The 15,253-nt window shown below is 71.5% G+C and carries 13 protein-coding genes and 1 tRNA gene; 3 read left to right on the top strand and 11 right to left on the bottom strand.

Going from position 1 to position 15,253, the window contains the following annotated elements:
- Window positions 1–57 precede the first annotated feature (57 nt).
- The 3 genes from N787_RS13330 to rnr are packed head-to-tail and all read right to left on the bottom strand — an operon-like array spanning window position 58 to window position 3,523.
- Entirely contained in the window at window positions 58–351 is a 294-nt protein-coding gene (locus tag N787_RS13330) for a CBU_0592 family membrane protein (protein WP_034215154.1), read from the bottom strand.
- The gene (rlmB, locus tag N787_RS13335; protein WP_034215157.1) at window positions 348–1,100 is read right to left on the bottom strand and encodes a 23S rRNA (guanosine(2251)-2'-O)-methyltransferase RlmB; all 753 of its coding nucleotides are present in this window, start codon (window positions 1,098–1,100) and stop codon (window positions 348–350) included. The genes N787_RS13330 and rlmB overlap by 4 nt, the downstream gene beginning before the upstream one ends.
- Complete coding sequence (gene rnr / locus N787_RS13340; RefSeq protein ID WP_156969052.1) at window positions 1,097–3,523, bottom strand: ribonuclease R; 2,427 nt, start codon at window positions 3,521–3,523, stop codon at window positions 1,097–1,099. Before rnr ends, rlmB begins: the two co-directional genes overlap by 4 nt.
- A gap of 170 nt (window positions 3,524–3,693) precedes the next feature.
- On the opposite strand from rnr, the gene N787_RS13345 reads away from it, so the two are divergent.
- Together N787_RS13345 and N787_RS13350 are read left to right on the top strand one after the other, a co-directional pair.
- Window positions 3,694–3,778 (top strand) — tRNA-Leu (locus N787_RS13345).
- 95 nt (window positions 3,779–3,873) lie between these two features.
- Window positions 3,874–5,949, top strand: coding sequence for a tetratricopeptide repeat-containing sulfotransferase family protein (locus tag N787_RS13350; protein ID WP_156969046.1), 2,076 nt, complete (start codon window positions 3,874–3,876; stop codon window positions 5,947–5,949).
- Between the two features lie 30 nt (window positions 5,950–5,979).
- Here N787_RS13350 and bla read toward each other — a convergent pair whose 3' ends face one another.
- From bla to miaA, 7 genes are all read right to left on the bottom strand, one after another.
- Window positions 5,980–6,840 (bottom strand): subclass B3 metallo-beta-lactamase, encoded by an 861-nt coding sequence (gene bla / locus N787_RS13355; protein ID WP_156969054.1) that lies wholly within the window; start codon window positions 6,838–6,840, stop codon window positions 5,980–5,982.
- A gap of 71 nt (window positions 6,841–6,911) precedes the next feature.
- Window positions 6,912–8,204, bottom strand: coding sequence for an adenylosuccinate synthase (locus N787_RS13360; protein ID WP_034215165.1), 1,293 nt, complete (start codon window positions 8,202–8,204; stop codon window positions 6,912–6,914).
- Window positions 8,205–8,373: 169 nt separating this feature from the next.
- Entirely contained in the window at window positions 8,374–9,249 is an 876-nt protein-coding gene (gene hflC, locus N787_RS13365; protein WP_034215166.1) for a protease modulator HflC, read from the bottom strand.
- Between the two features lies 1 nt (window position 9,250).
- On the bottom strand, window positions 9,251–10,363 hold the full coding sequence (gene hflK, locus N787_RS13370; RefSeq protein ID WP_052575480.1) for an FtsH protease activity modulator HflK: 1,113 nt from the start codon (window positions 10,361–10,363) through the stop codon (window positions 9,251–9,253).
- A 39-nt stretch (window positions 10,364–10,402) separates the two neighbouring features.
- A complete protein-coding gene (gene hflX / locus N787_RS13375; protein ID WP_052575481.1) occupies window positions 10,403–11,716 on the bottom strand; it encodes a ribosome rescue GTPase HflX in 1,314 nt (437 codons plus the stop codon).
- A gap of 27 nt (window positions 11,717–11,743) precedes the next feature.
- Entirely contained in the window at window positions 11,744–12,016 is a 273-nt protein-coding gene (gene hfq, locus N787_RS13380; protein WP_034215168.1) for an RNA chaperone Hfq, read from the bottom strand.
- A 98-nt stretch (window positions 12,017–12,114) separates the two neighbouring features.
- Window positions 12,115–13,020, bottom strand: coding sequence for a tRNA (adenosine(37)-N6)-dimethylallyltransferase MiaA (gene miaA / locus N787_RS13385; protein WP_052575487.1), 906 nt, complete (start codon window positions 13,018–13,020; stop codon window positions 12,115–12,117).
- A gap of 128 nt (window positions 13,021–13,148) precedes the next feature.
- Here miaA and N787_RS13390 point away from each other — a divergent pair, with 128 nt between their 5' ends.
- Window positions 13,149–14,225 carry an alkane 1-monooxygenase gene (locus N787_RS13390; protein ID WP_034215172.1) on the top strand — a complete coding sequence of 359 codons (1,077 nt, stop codon included), beginning with the start codon at window positions 13,149–13,151 and terminating at the stop codon, window positions 14,223–14,225.
- Between the two features lie 119 nt (window positions 14,226–14,344).
- Here the strand turns inward: N787_RS13390 and folP are convergent, their stop codons facing one another.
- Window positions 14,345–15,241, bottom strand: a complete 897-nt coding sequence (gene folP / locus N787_RS13395) for a dihydropteroate synthase (protein WP_034215174.1) — start codon at window positions 15,239–15,241, stop codon at window positions 14,345–14,347.
- Between the last annotated feature and the right edge of the window lie 12 nt (window positions 15,242–15,253).

The following is a 15,253-nucleotide window of genomic DNA, read 5'->3' on the forward strand; positions in this document are numbered from 1 at the left end:
AGCTGCTTCTTATCTGTGTTTATCAGTGTTCATCCGTGGCAAAAAACAGCCCTTCGATTACGCCGGATCTTTGGGCTTGCGGAAGCGGGCGGCGCGGGCCTTGAGGCCTCGCCAGAGGCCGTAGACGCTGATCGCGATCCAGGCCAGCTGCATGATGGTGGTCGAGATGACGTCGCGGAAATCCGGCGACGGGCCGAAGATCGACACCAGGATGAAGATGGCGCCGAAAAGGTTGGCCAGCTGGTAGCCCAGCGCATCGCTGGCCAGCTTGCCGGCCTGCAGCAGGAAGAACGAGCCCAGCACGAAGCCGACGCCGGCCAGGCCCACGAAGTCGTACCACTGCAGGCTCATGCCTTCGCTCCCCGCTGGCGGACCACCTCGAACAGGGCCACGCCGGTGGCCACGGAAACGTTGAGGCTCTCCATCTCGCCCGGCATCGGGATTTTCACCAGCCCGTCGCAGTGTTCGCGGGTGAGGCGTCGCATGCCCTCGCCTTCGCCGCCCATCACGATGGCGACGTTGCCGGTGAAGTCGATCGCGTGGATGGACTGGGTGGCGGCGCCGTCCAGGCCGTAGATCCACACGCCCAGCTCCTGCAGCGCACGCAGCGTGCGCGCCAGGTTGGTGACGCTGACGACCGGGATGCGGTCGGCGGCGCCGGCCGAGGTCTTGCGCACCGTGGCGTTGATCGGCGCGGCCTTGTCCTTCGGGATCACCACCGCGGTGACGCCGGCAGCGGCCGCGCTGCGCAGGCAGGCGCCGAGGTTGTGCGGGTCCTGCACGCCGTCGAGCACCAGCACCAGCGCCTTGCCGCCGGCGGCTTCCACCAGGCCCGGCAGTTCCTTCTCGTCGGTCGGCTTCGCCGCCTCGTAGCGGGCGATCACGCCCTGGTGGCGCAGGTTGCCGACGATGCCTTCCAGCGACTGCAGCGGGATGCGCCGCACCGAGACGTCGCGGCGGCGCGCGGTCTCTTCGATCTCGGTCAGCCGCGCGTTCTTGCCGCCCGCCTCGATCAGCACCTCGCGCACGTGCTCGAGGTCATGCTCGAGCGCCGACGCCACCGCGTTGATGCCGGCGATCCAGTTGTCCTTCTTGCTCATCCGATCCTCTTGCGCTTCTTCGGCGGGCCGTCCGGCACCACCAGCTTGAAATCAATCCGCTTGTCCTCGACGCTGGCCTTGAGCACCAGCACCCGCACCGGATCGCCCAGGCGGAACTTCAGCCCCTGGCGCTCGCCGGCCAGCGAACGGCGCAGCGGATCGAAGTGGTAGAAATCGTGCGGCAGCTGGGTCACGTGCACCAGGCCGTTGACCTTGGAGCCGGCCAGCTCGACGAACAGGCCGAAGTTGGTGACGCCGCTGACCACGCCGTCGAACTCGTCGCCGACGTGCTTCTCCATCCAGGCGCCGCGATAGCGCTCGTCCACTTCCCGCTCCACCTCGTCGGCGCGCCGCTCCATGGTCGAGCAGTGCAGCGCCAGCGACGACATCTCGCTGGCCGAGTAGCGGTAGCCGTCCGGGTCGCCCTTGAGCAGCGCGTGCTTGATCGAGCGATGCAGCAGCAGGTCGGGATAACGGCGGATCGGCGAGGTGAAGTGGCCGTAGGCCTCGAGCGCCAGGCCGAAGTGGCCGAGGTTCTCGGTCTGGTACACGGCCAGGCTCTGCGAGCGCAGCAGCACGGTCTCAAGCAGCGGCGCGTCGGGGCGCTCGCGGATCTTGCGCAGCAGCTGGGTGAAGTCCTTGGGCTTGACCTTCGACCACGGCGGCAGGCTCAGGCCGAACTCGCTGAGGTACTCGAGCAGGTCGGCGTACTTGCCTTCCGGCGGACGCGGGTGCACGCGGAACGGCGCCGGGATCTGCTTGGCGGTGACGTACTTCGCGGCTTCGACGTTCGCCGCGATCATGCATTCCTCGATCAGCTTGTGCGCGTCGTTGCGCTCGAGCATGCCGGCCTGGATGACCTCGCCGCTGTTGTCGAGCACGAAGCGGACTTCGCCCGACTCGAACTCGATCGCGCCGCGGCGGCTGCGGGCCTTGGCCAGCACCTTGTAGAGCTGGTGCAGGCGCTGGACCTGCGGCATCAGCGAGCCGATCTGGGCAATGGCCTCGGCGCCGGCCTCGGTATCGGCCTCGCCCACGGCCTTCCACACCTGGGTGTAGGTCAGGCGCGCGTGCGACTTCATCACCGCCTCGTAGAACTCCGAGGAAGTGACGTTGCCCTCGAAGTCCACCTGCATGTCGCAGGCGAAGCACATGCGCTCGACCTTGGGCATCAGCGAGCAGATGCCGTTGGACAGCGTCTCGGGCAGCATCGGCACCACGAAGCCCGGGAAGTAGACCGAGGTGGCGCGCTTGATGGCCTCGTCGTCGAGCGCCGTGCCGGGGCGCACGTAGTGCGACACGTCGGCGATGGCGACGATCAGGCGGAAGCCGTCCTTGTTCGGTTCGCACCAGACCGCGTCGTCGAAGTCCTTGGCGTCCTCGCCGTCGATGGTGACCAGCGGGACCTGGCGCAGGTCGACGCGGTCGCGGGTCTCGGCGGCGGGCACTTCCACCGGCACCAGCGCGGCCTCGGCCAGCGCTTCGCGCGGGAACACGTGCGGCAGGTCGTGGCCGTGGATCGCGGCCTCCACCACCAGCGAGGGCGTGAGCTTGTCGCCCAGCACCAGCAGGATGCGGCCGATCGGCGGGCGGCCGTTCTCGGGCGGCGCGGTCACTTCGACCACGACCAGCTGGCCTTCGCGCGCGTCGTTGCGCTCCTCAGGCGGAATCAGCACTTCGGTCAGCACGCGGCGGTCGTCGGGCACCACCATGCCGATGCGCGAGCGCTCGGAATAGCGGCCGGTGAGGCGCGTGAGGCGGTGCTCGAGCACCTCGACGATCGCGCCTTCGCGGCGGCCGCGGCGGTCGATGTTGGTGACGCTGGCCAGCACGCGGTCGCCGTGCAGGGCCTTGCGCATCTCGGCGGGCGGCAGGAACAGGTCCTCGCCGCCGTCGTCGGCCTTCATGAAGCCGAAGCCGTCGGGATTGGCGATCACGGTGCCGGCGATCAGGTCGAGCTTGCGGGCGGCGGCGTAGCCCCCGCGGCGGTTCATCAGCAGCTGGCCGTCGCGGACCATGGCGTTGAGGCGGCGCGAGAGCGCATCGAAGCGGTCGGGCGCGGTCAGGTCCAGGGCCCGGGCCAGGTCCTCGGCGGTGAGCGGGCCGTCGCTGTCGCTCAGGAATTCGGCGATGGCCTCGCGGCTGGTGATCGGCTGCTCGTACTTTTGCGCCTCGCGGGCCGCGAAGGGGTCGTGGGGCCCCTGCGCGGAGCGTGCGGCGTGCGCGCCGGGGTTGCGGCCGCCGGGTCCGCCGGCCCTGGCCGGCTTCGGGCCGCGGCCCGCGGGCGCGGCGCCGGGCTTGCCGGGCCGCGGCGGCCTGGGGCCGGCCGGCTTCCCGGACTTGCCGGGTTTGCCGGGCTTCCCGGCGGTGGATTTCGCGGCCGGCTTCTTTCCCGGGGCGGACGTGCTTGCGCTTTCAGGCATCCACGGCGGCAGTTTGCCGCCGGTGCCGCGCTTCTTGGCAGGGGGTGTCATGGCGGCCATGGTACACCGGGCCGCCTGTACCGGACCGCGCGGATGCACGGAACAATTGACAAGCCCCGCGCCCGCGACTAACTTATGCGGCTTCCTCGCGGCTTCGCCGGGAAGCACCTGCCCAGGTGGCGGAATTGGTAGACGCACTAGTTTCAGGTACTAGCGGGTAAAACCGTGGAGGTTCGAGTCCTCTCCTGGGCACCAAATCAGAAAGGCCCGCTTCGGCGGGCCTTTTTCTTTGCCCGTCGCGCACATGCCCTGCCCTACAATCGGGCCGACCCGCCGGGACGGACGTGCCGATGCCCCCTGATTCCAAACGAGTGGAACACGCGCTGTCCCTGGCCGAGGCCGGACGGCACGACGAGGCCGACACGCTGCTGGCCCACCTCGCCCGCGAGCTCCGCGACCCGATGGCGGCCTGGCACCTGGCCTGGCTGCGGATCGGCCAGGGCGACACCGACGGCGCGCTGGCCGCGCTCGCCGACTTCCCCGACGACGCCCTGTGCAACGAGCGCGCGCGCGAACTGCTGGTGGGCCAGCGCCGCAACGACGAGGCCCTGGCCCTGCTCCAGCGCGTGCCGCGGCAGCCGCCCAGCCCCGCGGGCTGGGTGGCCACCGCGATCGAGCGCCACCTGGGCAGCGACTATGCCGGCGCCGTGGCCGCCTGTCGGCAGGCCCTTGCGCTGGCGCCGGCGCATGCGCCGGGCCACAACCACCTCGCCCGCGCCCTGCACAATCTGGGCGACACCCCGGCGGCGATCGCCGAGTTCGAGCGCGCGGTCGCGATCGATCCGCACTACCCCGAGGCCTGGCACAACCTGGGCCACGCCCTGCGCGCGGTCAACCAGTTCGAGCGCGCCTGCGAGGCGCTGCGGCGCGCGCTGAAGATCGCGCCGGGCTACCTGTCGGCGCGCCAGGGCCTGGGCGTGACCCTGCTGGCGATGGATCGCCCGGCCGAGGCGCTCGAAGCCTTCGACGACGTGCTGCGCCGGGACCACGACCACGCCGAGGCCCTGCTGCATTCCGCGCTGAGCCTGCAGGCGCTGGCGATGCCGGCCAAGGCGCGCCAGCGCTTCGAACGCGCGGTCGAACTGGCCCCGCAGAACCCCTGGGCGCACTACTGCCTCGGCCTGCTGCTGCACGAACTGCGCGAGCTGCCGGCCGCGCGCGCCGCGCTGCAGCGCTCGCTGAAGATCCATTCCAGCAGCCCCGACGCCTGGGCCGCGCTGGCCGCAGTGGCCGAGGAAGCCGGCGACCCGGCCCAGGCCGCGATGGCGGTGAACACCGGCCTGACGCTGGCGCCACACCACGCGGTGCTCAACCTCGAGGCCGCGCGCATCGAGCGTCGCGCCGGCAAGCCGGCCGAGGCGCTGCGCCGCCTCACTGCCGTGGACCCGCGGCGACTGATCCCGCGCGTGCGCCAGCGCTTCCACTACGAGCGCGGCAAGGCGCTGGATGCGTCCGGCGCGGGCGCGGGCGCCGAGGCCTTCGCCTCCTTCGCCGAGGCCAATGCGCTGGCGGTGCAGGAAGTGCGCGGTCCGCGCCGTGCGCCGGAGGCGCTGGCCCGGGAGTTCGCCTCGATCACCCGCTGGGCGGCCGCCGGTGCACCGGGGGCGCAGGCGGGCGAGGACGGCGGCGACCTGGGCGCCGACCTGTGCTTCCTGGTCGGCTTCCCGCGCACCGGCCAGTTCCTGGTCGAACGCCTGCTGCGCGGGCATCCGGGCCTGGCCCTGGCCAGCGAAGCGGGCACGCTCGAGGGCGTGGTGGGCACGGTGGCCGGGCTGCCGGGCGGCTACCCCGACGCCATCGCCGGACTCGACAAGGCCGACCGCCAGGTGCTCAGGCGGAAGTATCGGCTGGCGCTGGAGCGCGCCGGCGCGAAGCCCGGGCAGGCGGTCGTGGACATCGCCTCGCTGCGCGCCGCGCATGTCGGCCTGGTCCAGGCGCTGTTCCCGCGCGCGCGCCTGCTGCACACGCTGCGCGACCCGCGCGATGCGGTGCTGCGCAATGTCATGGAGCCGCAGGCCACGCCGGCGGCCTTCCCCGCCTTCCAGACCCTCGAGGGCGCCGCCGCGCTGTACGAGGCGCACGAAGCCGCGTGGCAGGCGCTGCAGGCGTCGTTGCGCCTGCCGGTGCATGCGATCCGGCACGAGCAGGTCGTGGCCGCGCCGTCGGAAACGCTGGCGGCGATCTGCGGATTCCTGGGCCTGGACGCCGATGACGACTGGCTGGCCGGCGCGCGCTCCCGGCTCGAAGCCGGCCGCCGGCCGGCGACGAATGCATCGGAGCCGCACTGGCTGCGCTATCGCGAGCCCCTGGCGTCGGTCCTGCCGGCGCTCGACGCGCACGCCCTCAGGCTGGGCTACCCGCGCTAGCCCGCGGCACGCGCCGGCGCCGGGCCTTCGTCAGGGCGAAGCCTCGCGCTGTTTCGCCAGTTCGGCATCCAGGGCGCGCTCGGCGCCATCCGCGTAGGCCGCGCAACCCATCGGCCGGGCGTGGGGCGCGCGCGTCTCGGCCGGCGTCCAGCCGCTGGCGCCCGGGTGCGGCGTCAGCAGCAGGTCGCAGGGCAGCGCCCGCACCGCGGCGAAGGTGCGCCGGTAGTCTTCGACGATCCGCGGATAGCGCGGGTTTTCGAGCAGCCGGTAGCCCGGCGCGCTCAGGCTGTCGACATACGCGATGCGCAGCGGCTGGCCGTCGCGCTGGTCCTGCCAGGTCCAGCTGGTGCTGCCGGGCGTGTGGCCAGGGGTGAAGTGCGCCGTGAACGCCATGCCGCCGAGCGAGACGACCTCGCCATCCATGACGATGCGGTCAATCGCCACCGGCGGGAACACCAGCTCGTCGCCATAGTGGATGTCGTCGCCGCCGCCGCGCGCCAGCAGCACCGCGGATTCCGCGCTGCCCACCATGCGCGCGCCGGTGGCGCGCTTCACCGCCGCCAGCGGGCCGATGTGGTCGATGTGCGCATGGCTGTGCAGGATCAGCTTGAGGTCGGCCGGCGCCACGCCCAGCGCGCGCATGCGCTGCAGCAGCATGTCCGCCGCCTGCGGCAGGCCGCCGTCGATCAGCACGGCGCCGTCCGGCGTCTTCACCAGCACCGCGCTGAGGCCTTCGGTGCCGATGTACCAGCTGCTGTCGGCCAGCGCGAACGGCGGCACCGGCTGCCGCCAGCTGTCCACGGTTTCGTAAGCCTTGAGCTGGGGCAGCACGGGCTCCGACGCGATCGCGCCGCCGCCGAGAAGCAGGCATGACGTAAGGAGGGTTCGCAGCAAGGGCATGGCCCGGGCTCCTGGTTTGGGAAAGCCGGGCCCTCGAACCACCCGGCAGGGGACCGCTCGCCTCAGGCGAACGGATCCTGCAGCACGATGGTCGACTCGCGGCCGGGGCCAGTCGAGACGATCGCCAGCGGGCAGCCCGCCAGCTCCTCGAGCGCGCGCAGGTAGGCGCGCGCGGCGGGCGGCAGCTTGTCCCACTCGGTCACGCCGGCGGTGGACTCCTCCCAGCCCGGGAACTCGAGGTACACGGGCGTGCACTCGTCCCAGCCGGCGGCGTCCAGCGGCGCGTACTCGGTGCGCTTGCCGCGGTATTCGTAGGCGATGCAGATCTTGAGCTTCTCCATCCCGTCGAGGATGTCGAGCTTGGTGATGCACAGGCCGGTGATGCCGTTGATGGCCACGGCACGCTTGAGCGCGACGATGTCCATCCAGCCGCAGCGGCGCGGGCGGCCGGTGGTGGCGCCGAACTCGGCGCCCTTCTGGCGGATCAGCTCGCCGGTGGCGTCGTTGAGCTCGGTCGGGAACGGGCCGCCGCCGACGCGGGTGGCGTAGGCCTTGGCGATGCCCAGCACGTAGTCGATCGCGTCGGCGCCGACGCCGGTGCCGGCCATCGCGCCGCCCACCGTGGTGTTCGACGAAGTGACGTAGGGATAGGTGCCGTGGTCGATGTCGAGCAGCGAGCCCTGCGCGCCTTCGAACATCACGCGCTTACCCTGCTTGCGCAGCTCGTGCAGGATGCCGGCGACGTCGGCCTTCATCGGGTCCACGTAGGCGCCGAAGGCCAGGGCTTCGTCCAGCGTCTTCTGGTAGTCCACGGCGTCCACGCCCAGGTACTTCGTGAGCACGAAGTTGTGGTAGTCCATCGTGGTGCGCAGCTTCTCGGCCAGCTCCTTCGGGTAGGCCAGGTCGGCCACGCGCACGCCGCGGCGGGCGACCTTGTCTTCGTAGGCCGGGCCGATGCCGCGGCCGGTGGTGCCGATGGCGGCGCCGCCGGCGGCCTTCTCGCGGGCCTGATCCAGGGCGATGTGGTACGGCATGATCAGCGGCGTGGCCGGGCTGATCTTCAGGCGCGAACGCACCTCGACGCCGTTGCCCTCGAGCTCGGCGATTTCCTTCTGCAGGGCCGCGGGGCTGAGCACCACGCCGTTGCCGATCAGGCAGAGCGCGTCGGCGCGCAGGATGCCGGACGGGATCAGGTGCAGCACGGTCTTCTTGCCGCCGATCACCAGGGTGTGGCCGGCGTTGTGGCCGCCCTGGAAGCGCACGACCGCGCCGATCTCCTCGGTCAGCAGGTCGACGATCTTGCCCTTGCCCTCGTCGCCCCACTGCGCGCCCAGCACCACCACCGACTGACCCATGACCCTGACTCCAAGAGTGAATTGAGACCCGGGGGCGACGGTCGCCGGGCGCCTTCGCGGGGCCCAGACGTGCAAAAAGCCGGAGGTCGCCCCGGCTTTGCGAAATTATCCTCGGAATGGCGGGCCGGGGCCAGCCCCGCGTGGCGGCCCCGGGGGGCCGCCCGCCGGCTCAGCGCTTGTCGGTGCCGAAGTGGCGCAGGAACTCCGATTCCGGGTCCAGCACCAGCACGGTCTGGCCGTCGGCCATGGACTCGCGGTAGGCCTCGAGGCTGCGGTAGAAGCCGTAGAACTCGGCGTCCTGGCCGTAGGCGCGGGCGTAGATCTCCGCGGCCTTGGCGTCGCCCTCGCCTCGCAGCTTCTGGGCATCGCGCTCGGCCTCGGCGATGGTCACCTGGCGCTGGCGGTCGGCCTCGGAGCGGATGGTCTCGCTCTGCTCGACGCCCTCGGCGCGCAGCTGGTTGGCCACCTGCGTGCGCTCGGTGCTCATGCGGCTGTAGACGGTGCGCAGGATGTTGCTGTCGTCGGGCAGGTTGATGCGCTTGATGCGCACGTCCACCACCTCGATGCCCAGCGACTTGGCGCCGCGGTTGACGACCTCCAGGAAGCTGCCGGAGAGCTCGGCGCGGCCGGCCGACACCACTTCCTGCAGGGTGCGCTGGTTGATCTCGTTGCGCAGGGCGTTCTTGACGATGGGCGTCAGGCGCTGGCGCGCGGCGTCCTCGTTGCCGCCGTTCGCGGAACGGTAGTAGGTGGCGACGTCGGCGATCTTCCACTTCACGAAGAAGTCGACGCTGACGTCCTTCTTCTCGGAGGTGAGGTAGCGCTCGGGCGCGTCGTCGAGGGAGAGGATGCGCTGGTCGAAGCGGCGCACCTCTTCCACCAGCGGCCACTTGAAGTGCAGGCCGGGCTCGAGGTCGGCGCGCACGACGCGGCCGAGGTTGAGCACGATCGCGGTCTGGGACTCGTTGACCACGAACACCGAGCCCATGGCGGCGAGCAGCGCGGCGACGGCGAGCAGGACGATCAGGGTGAAATTGCGCGTCATCTCAGCGGCCTCCCGGACGGCGTTCGTTGCGCGTGGGCGCGGCGTCTTCCGGCGCGGCCGGCGCGGCCTGGGTGGCCGGCAGGCGCACCACCGGCGCCTCCATCGGCGCGCCAGCGCGGGCCGGGGTGCCGCCGATCGGCAGGTACAGGATGTTGTCGCTGCCGCCGACGACCTTCTGGTTGCTGGCCATCACCTGCTGCATGGTCTCGAGGTAGAGGCGCTTGCGGGTCACTTCCGGTGCCTGGCGGTACTCGGCGGCGAGCAGGCTGAAGCGCTCGGCGTCACCCTCGGCGCGGGCGATGGTGGCGACGCGGTAGCCCTCGGCCTCGGTGCGCAGGCGCGCCGCGACACCGCGGGCTTCCGGCAGCACCTTGCTGGCGTAGGCGCGGGCTTCGTTCTCGATGCGGTTCTTGTCTTCGCGGGCGCTGATGGCGTCGTCGAAGGCTTCCTTCACCTCTTCCGGCGGGCGCGCGTCCTGCAGGTTGAAGTTCACGACCGTCAGGCCGGTCTGGTAGAAGTTCAGCGACTCCTGCAGGCGCTCCTGCGAGGCGATCACCAGGGCGGCGCGGTCGAACAGCACCGTGTCCATGGTGCTGCGGCCCACGACCTCGCGCACGGCGCTCTCGGCGGCGTCGCGCAGGGTCTGCTCGGGGTTGACCGAGCCGTACAGGAACAGGCGCGGGTCGTCGCGGCGGTACTGGGCGTTGAACTTGATGTCGATCAGGTTCTCGTCCTGGGTCAGCACGCGCACCTGGTCGCTGAGCTCGACCACCTGGGTGGCGTCCACGATCGTCACCGTCTCGATCGGCCACGGCCACTTGAAGTTCGGGCCCGGGGTCATGATGCGGTTGAACTCGCCGAAGCGCAGCACGACGCCGCGCTGGCGCTCGTCCATCAGCTTGAAGCTGTTGAACACCAGCCAGATGCCGACCAGTCCGATCACCCAGGGCACGGGGTTGAAGCCGCCCGCCGCGGGGCCGCCGCGGCCGGAACCGCCGCCACTGCCGCCGCCGAACATGCCCTTGAGGCGATTCACGAAGGCGTCGACCTCGTTGCCGGGGTCTTTCCCCTTCCAGGGATCTTGGTTGCCTTTTCCAGGCTGGTTCCAGGCCATGCTTGCTCCGTCGCGCGCCGCGGGAGGCGGCGTGCTTTATCAGTCTTCCGGATTGTAGGTAGGGGCGCCGGGGGCCACAAGCAAGAGCGCGTGAAGCGGATGGCCGCCGGATTCCTCCGCCAGCCGCTCCGCCGCGGCCAGCGGCAGGTCCAGGTCCAGCACCCAGCCGGACTCGTCGCCCTGCTCGGCCTTCACCGCGCCGAGCGCGTGCAGGCGCGCGCGCAGCCGGCCGTCGGCCGGCCCCAGGCGCAGCTGGCCGGACAGGCGCCGGTCGACGAAGCGGCGGGCCAGCAAATCGCGCAGGAGCTCCAGGCCGTCGCCGGTCCGGGCCGAGAGCCAGATCCGCTCGCGCCCCTCCACTTCCGGGTCGTGGCGCGGGGTGGCGCCCTCGATCCGGTCGATCTTGTTGAACACCAGCACCTGCGGAATGTCGCCGGCGCCGATTTCCTCCAGCACCTTGTCGACCTGGCCGATGCGCTCGTCGCGCAGTTCGTCGGCGGCGTCGATCACGTGCAGCAGCAGGTCGGCCTCGCGCGCCTCGGCCAAGGTCGATCGAAACGCGGCCACGAGCTCGTGGGGAAGATCGCGAACGAAACCGACGGTATCGGACAGCACCAGCGGAGCCACGCCCTCCACGCGCCGCACGGTGGGGTCCAGCGTCGCGAACAGGCGGTCGTCGGCATAGACGCCCGAACCGGTGAGCGCGTTGAACAGCGTGGACTTGCCGGCGTTGGTGTAACCCACCAGGGCCACGCGCGGCACTTCGTTGCGCATGCGCGCGCGCCGCATCTGGGTGCGCTGCACCTCGACCTTGTCCAGCCGCGCCTGCAGCGATTCCAGGCGCTTCTGCAGCATGCGCTTGTCGAGCTCGAGCTGGGTTTCGCCGGGGCCGCGCAGGCCGATGGCGCCGCCGCGCTGGCGCTCGAGGTGGGTCCAGCCGCGCACCAGGCGCGTGGCCCAGTGCTTGAGCTGGGCCAGCTCGACCTGCAGCTTGCCTTCGTGGGTCGCGGCGCGCTGGGCGAAGATATCCAGGATCAGGCCGGTGCGGTCCACGACGCGGCGCTTGAGCGCGCGCTCGAGGTTGCGTTCCTGGCCGGGCGTGAGCAGGTGGTTGACCAGCACGAGGTCGGCGCCGGTCGCTTCGCAGGCCGACTGCGCCTCCTCGAGCTTGCCGGTGCCGATGTAATAGGCGGCGTTGGGCTTCTCGACGCGCGCCGTGAGCGTGCCGACCACGGTGGCGCCGGCCGAGCGGGCCAGCTCCGAGAATTCCTCGAGCAGGGCCGGGTCCTGCTGGCCCGGCGCATACGGCTGGATCAGCAGGGCCCGTTCGCCCTTGCGGGCGCGCTCAAACATCAGCGGTCACGCCGGGAGCCAGGGCGGTCAATCGTCCTGGCCCGCCTCGTCCTCGTCGCCGCTGCCGGCCACGGCGCCGCCGCCCGGGCCCACGCGCACGTTGCGCGCCGGCACCACGGTGGAGATCGCATGCTTGTAGACCATCTGGCTGACGGTGTTGCGCAGGAGCACGACGAACTGGTCGAAGCTCTCGATGGTGCCCTGGAGCTTGATGCCGTTGACCAGGTAGATGGACACGGGGATGCGCTCGCGGCGCAGGGCGTTCAGGAAAGGATCCTGCAGGGATTGGCCTTTGGACATACGGACTCCGTTTTTCTTGTTGTGGCGCGCCAGCTGGCGCGATTTGCGGCCAAAAGGGTCCGTGGCCGCGAATGCCGGGATTCTAGCAGCAGTGGGCGTCAGGGTCGGGCGATGAAGGCCGCGAGCGCCTGCTCCAGTTCAGCCTGGTCGCGGCCCGGGTCGAGCCAGCGCGCGTCCTGCTGGCCGCGCAGCCAGGTCAGCTGGCGCTTGGCCAGCTGGCGGGTCGCGGCGATGGCTTCGTCGCGGAAGCTGCCGGCGTCGGTGAGCCCGTCGAGATGGCGCCAGGCCTGCCGATAGCCGACCGCGCGCATGGACGGCAGGTCCGGATGCAGGCGCGGGTCGGCCCTCAGGCGCCGCACTTCGTCGAGGAATCCGGCCACGAGCATCTGGTCGAAGCGCCGCGCGATGCGTGCGTGCAGCACCGCGCGGTCGGCCGGGGCCAGCACCAGCTTCAGCACGCGGAAAGGAAAACGCCGCGGCGCATGCTCGGCCTGCCAGACGCTGATCGGGCGGCCGGTGAGGCGGAAGACTTCCAGCGCACGCGTGATGCGCTGGGCGTCCTGCGGCTGGATGCGGCGGCCGGCGGCGGGATCGGCCGCGGCCATTTCGGCGTGCAGCGCCGGCCAACCGCGCGCCGCAGCCTCGGCGGCGATGGCCGCGCGCTGCGCCGGGTCGGCCGTGGGCAGGTCGGAGAGGCCCTCGAGCAGCGCGCTGAAGTAAAGCCCCGTGCCGCCCACCAGCAGCGGCACCCGGCCGCGAGCCGCCAGCGCCTGCATCGGCGGCAGCGCCTCGCGGGCGAAGTCGGCGGCCGAGAAAATTTCGTGCGGATCGCGCACGTCGACCAGGTGGTGGCGCACCCGGGACAGCTCCTCGGCCGATGGCTTGGCGGCGCCGATGTCGAGGCCGCGGTAGACCAGGGCCGAGTCCACGCTGACCACCCCGGTGTCCAGCCGCGCGGCCCAGTCCAGCGCCAGCGCGGTCTTGCCCGACGCGGTCGGGCCCATCAGGGCGATGGCGAGCGGGCGGGTGTCGTGCAAGCGCGGGGCTCCGGCGGCGGGGACGGCAAGCTTAGCCTGCCCGATGCAGTCCGGCCGCGGCTGGCCTATGCTGGGCGCGGACTCCGGGAGCGACCATGTCACGCACCAAGGCCCTCGCCTTCCTGCTCGTGTTCCTGGTGCCGGCGCTGATGCCGGCCGCCGCCTGGCTGGGCCTGGCCACGGGCCGGCCCGACGCCATGGCCTGGTTCCCGCTGTTCTTCCTGTTCGTGCTGCTGCCCGCCGCCGATTACGCGCTGGGCCACGACTCGGTGAACGTACCGGCCGAGCGCGAACGCGAACTGGCGCTGCGGCCCTGGTTCAGGGCGCTCACCCTCGCCTGCCTGCCGGTGCAGCTGGCGCTGCTGGCGTGGTCGGCGCACTGGTTCACGAATGCCGGCTTCGGGCCCACCGGCGTGGCGGGCTGGCTGCTGTCGCAAGGCATCGTCGGCGGCATCCTCGCCATCAACACCGCGCACGAGCTGGTGCACAAGGACGGCCGGCTCGAGCCCTTCGTCGGCGGCATGCTGCTGGCCAGCGTCGGCTACCACGGCTTCAAGATCGAGCACCTGCGCGGGCACCACGTGCACGTGTCGACGCCGGAAGATGCGTCCAGCGCGCGCTTCGGCCAGTCGCTGTGGCACTTCCTGCCGCGGGCGATGTGGCGCAACACGCTCAACGCCTGGCGGCTGGAGGCGCGGCGGCTGCAGGGGCTGGGGCTGCCGGCGCTGCACTGGCGCAACGAGATGATCGGCTGGACGGTGCTGTGGCTGGGCTTCGCCGCGGCGTTCGCGCTGTGGCTGGGGCCGGTGGGGCTGGCGTTCTTCCTGCTGCAGGGGCTGTTCGCGGCCGGGTCGCTGGAGATCATCAACTACATCGAGCACTACGGGCTCGAGCGCCGGCGCGGCGCCGACGGGCGCTACGAGCGCACCACCCACCTGCACAGCTGGAATTCCGACTACGCGCTGTCGAACCTGCTGCTGTTCCAGCTGCAGCGGCACTCCGACCACCACGCCTTCCCCAAGCGCCGCTACGCCATCCTGCGCCACCATCCGGACAGCCCGCAGCTGCCGGGCGGCTACTCGGCGATGTTCGTGCTGGCGCTGGTGCCGCCGCTCTGGCACCGCGTGATCGATCCGCGGGTGCAGGCCTTCCGGCGCGCCGCCGCCGGCTGAGGCGCGCGATGTCCACACAGCCTGTGGACAAGTGTGGGAGAAGTCCTGTGGACGGATTCACGCGAGGCCCGCGGGGCGCGGGTGTCAACCGGGTTGGTCAATTCATGACCAGCGTGTGACTAATCCTCGTCCGGCCAGCGGATCGTGGCCTTGGCGGCTGCCGGCTTCGGCGCCGGATGCGCGGCCACCGCCGCCCAGACCTTGACGGCATCGACGGTGGCGGCGACGTCGTGCACGCGCAGGAGGCGCGCGCCGTATTCCGCCGCCAGCACCGCCGCGGCCACCGAGGCGTGCAGGCGCTCGCCCACCTCGCGGCCGGTCACTTCGCCCAGGCTGCGCTTGCGCGACAGGCCGGCCAGCAGCGGCAGGCCGAGGTCAAGCAGGCGCGACTGCTGCCGCAGCAGCAGGAAATTGTGCTCGGTGGTCTTGCCGAAGCCGTAGCCGGGGTCGAGCACGATCCGCGCCTTGGGGATGCCGGCCATCTCGCAGGCGAAGATGCGTTCGGCGAGGAACCGGTGCACCTCGCCCACCACGTCGTCGTACTGCGGCGCGGCCTGCATGCCGCCGGGCTCGCCCTGCATGTGCATCAGCACCACCGGCACGCCCAGCGCGGCGGCGGCATCGAGCGCGCCTTCGCGTCGCAGGGCGTACACGTCGTTGATGAGGCCGGCGCCCGCGGCGACCGCGGCGCGCATCACTTCGGGCTTGGAGGTGTCCACCGAGATCGGCAGCGACGTTTCGCGGGCCAGGCGCTCGATGACGGGGATGACGCGGCGCAGCTCGTCCTCGAGCGACACCGGCGTGGCGCCGGGGCGGGTGGATTCGCCGCCGACGTCGAGCAGGTCCGCGCCCTCCTCCGCCAGCTTCAGGCCGTGCGCGACCGCGGCGTCGACGTCGGCGTGGTGGCCGCCGTCGGAGAACGAGTCGGGCGTGACGTTGACGACGCCCATGACCCGCGGGCGGTCGAGCTTGAGCAGGCGGCCGGCGCAGTCGAGCTGCGGCGTGAGATCAAACATGGCGTAGTCCCA

It is taken from the genome of Arenimonas metalli CF5-1 (genome assembly GCF_000747155.1).
Taxonomy (GTDB): domain Bacteria; phylum Pseudomonadota; class Gammaproteobacteria; order Xanthomonadales; family Xanthomonadaceae; genus Arenimonas; species Arenimonas metalli.

Coding starts and splice junctions, on each gene's coding strand:
- N787_RS13330 (WP_034215154.1), bottom strand. CDS start 351: ATGAGCCTGCAGTGGTACGACTTCGTGGGCCTGGCCGGCGTCGGCTTC.
- rlmB (WP_034215157.1), bottom strand. CDS start 1,100: ATGAGCAAGAAGGACAACTGGATCGCCGGCATCAACGCGGTGGCGTCG.
- rnr (WP_156969052.1), bottom strand. CDS start 3,523: ATGCCTGAAAGCGCAAGCACGTCCGCCCCGGGAAAGAAGCCGGCCGCG.
- N787_RS13350 (WP_156969046.1), top strand. CDS start 3,874: ATGCCCCCTGATTCCAAACGAGTGGAACACGCGCTGTCCCTGGCCGAG.
- N787_RS13360 (WP_034215165.1), bottom strand. CDS start 8,204: ATGGGTCAGTCGGTGGTGGTGCTGGGCGCGCAGTGGGGCGACGAGGGC.
- hflC (WP_034215166.1), bottom strand. CDS start 9,249: ATGACGCGCAATTTCACCCTGATCGTCCTGCTCGCCGTCGCCGCGCTG.
- hflK (WP_052575480.1), bottom strand. CDS start 10,363: ATGGCCTGGAACCAGCCTGGAAAAGGCAACCAAGATCCCTGGAAGGGG.
- hflX (WP_052575481.1), bottom strand. CDS start 11,716: ATGTTTGAGCGCGCCCGCAAGGGCGAACGGGCCCTGCTGATCCAGCCG.
- hfq (WP_034215168.1), bottom strand. CDS start 12,016: ATGTCCAAAGGCCAATCCCTGCAGGATCCTTTCCTGAACGCCCTGCGC.
- miaA (WP_052575487.1), bottom strand. CDS start 13,020: ATGGGCCCGACCGCGTCGGGCAAGACCGCGCTGGCGCTGGACTGGGCC.
- N787_RS13390 (WP_034215172.1), top strand. CDS start 13,149: ATGTCACGCACCAAGGCCCTCGCCTTCCTGCTCGTGTTCCTGGTGCCG.
- folP (WP_034215174.1), bottom strand. CDS start 15,241: ATGTTTGATCTCACGCCGCAGCTCGACTGCGCCGGCCGCCTGCTCAAG.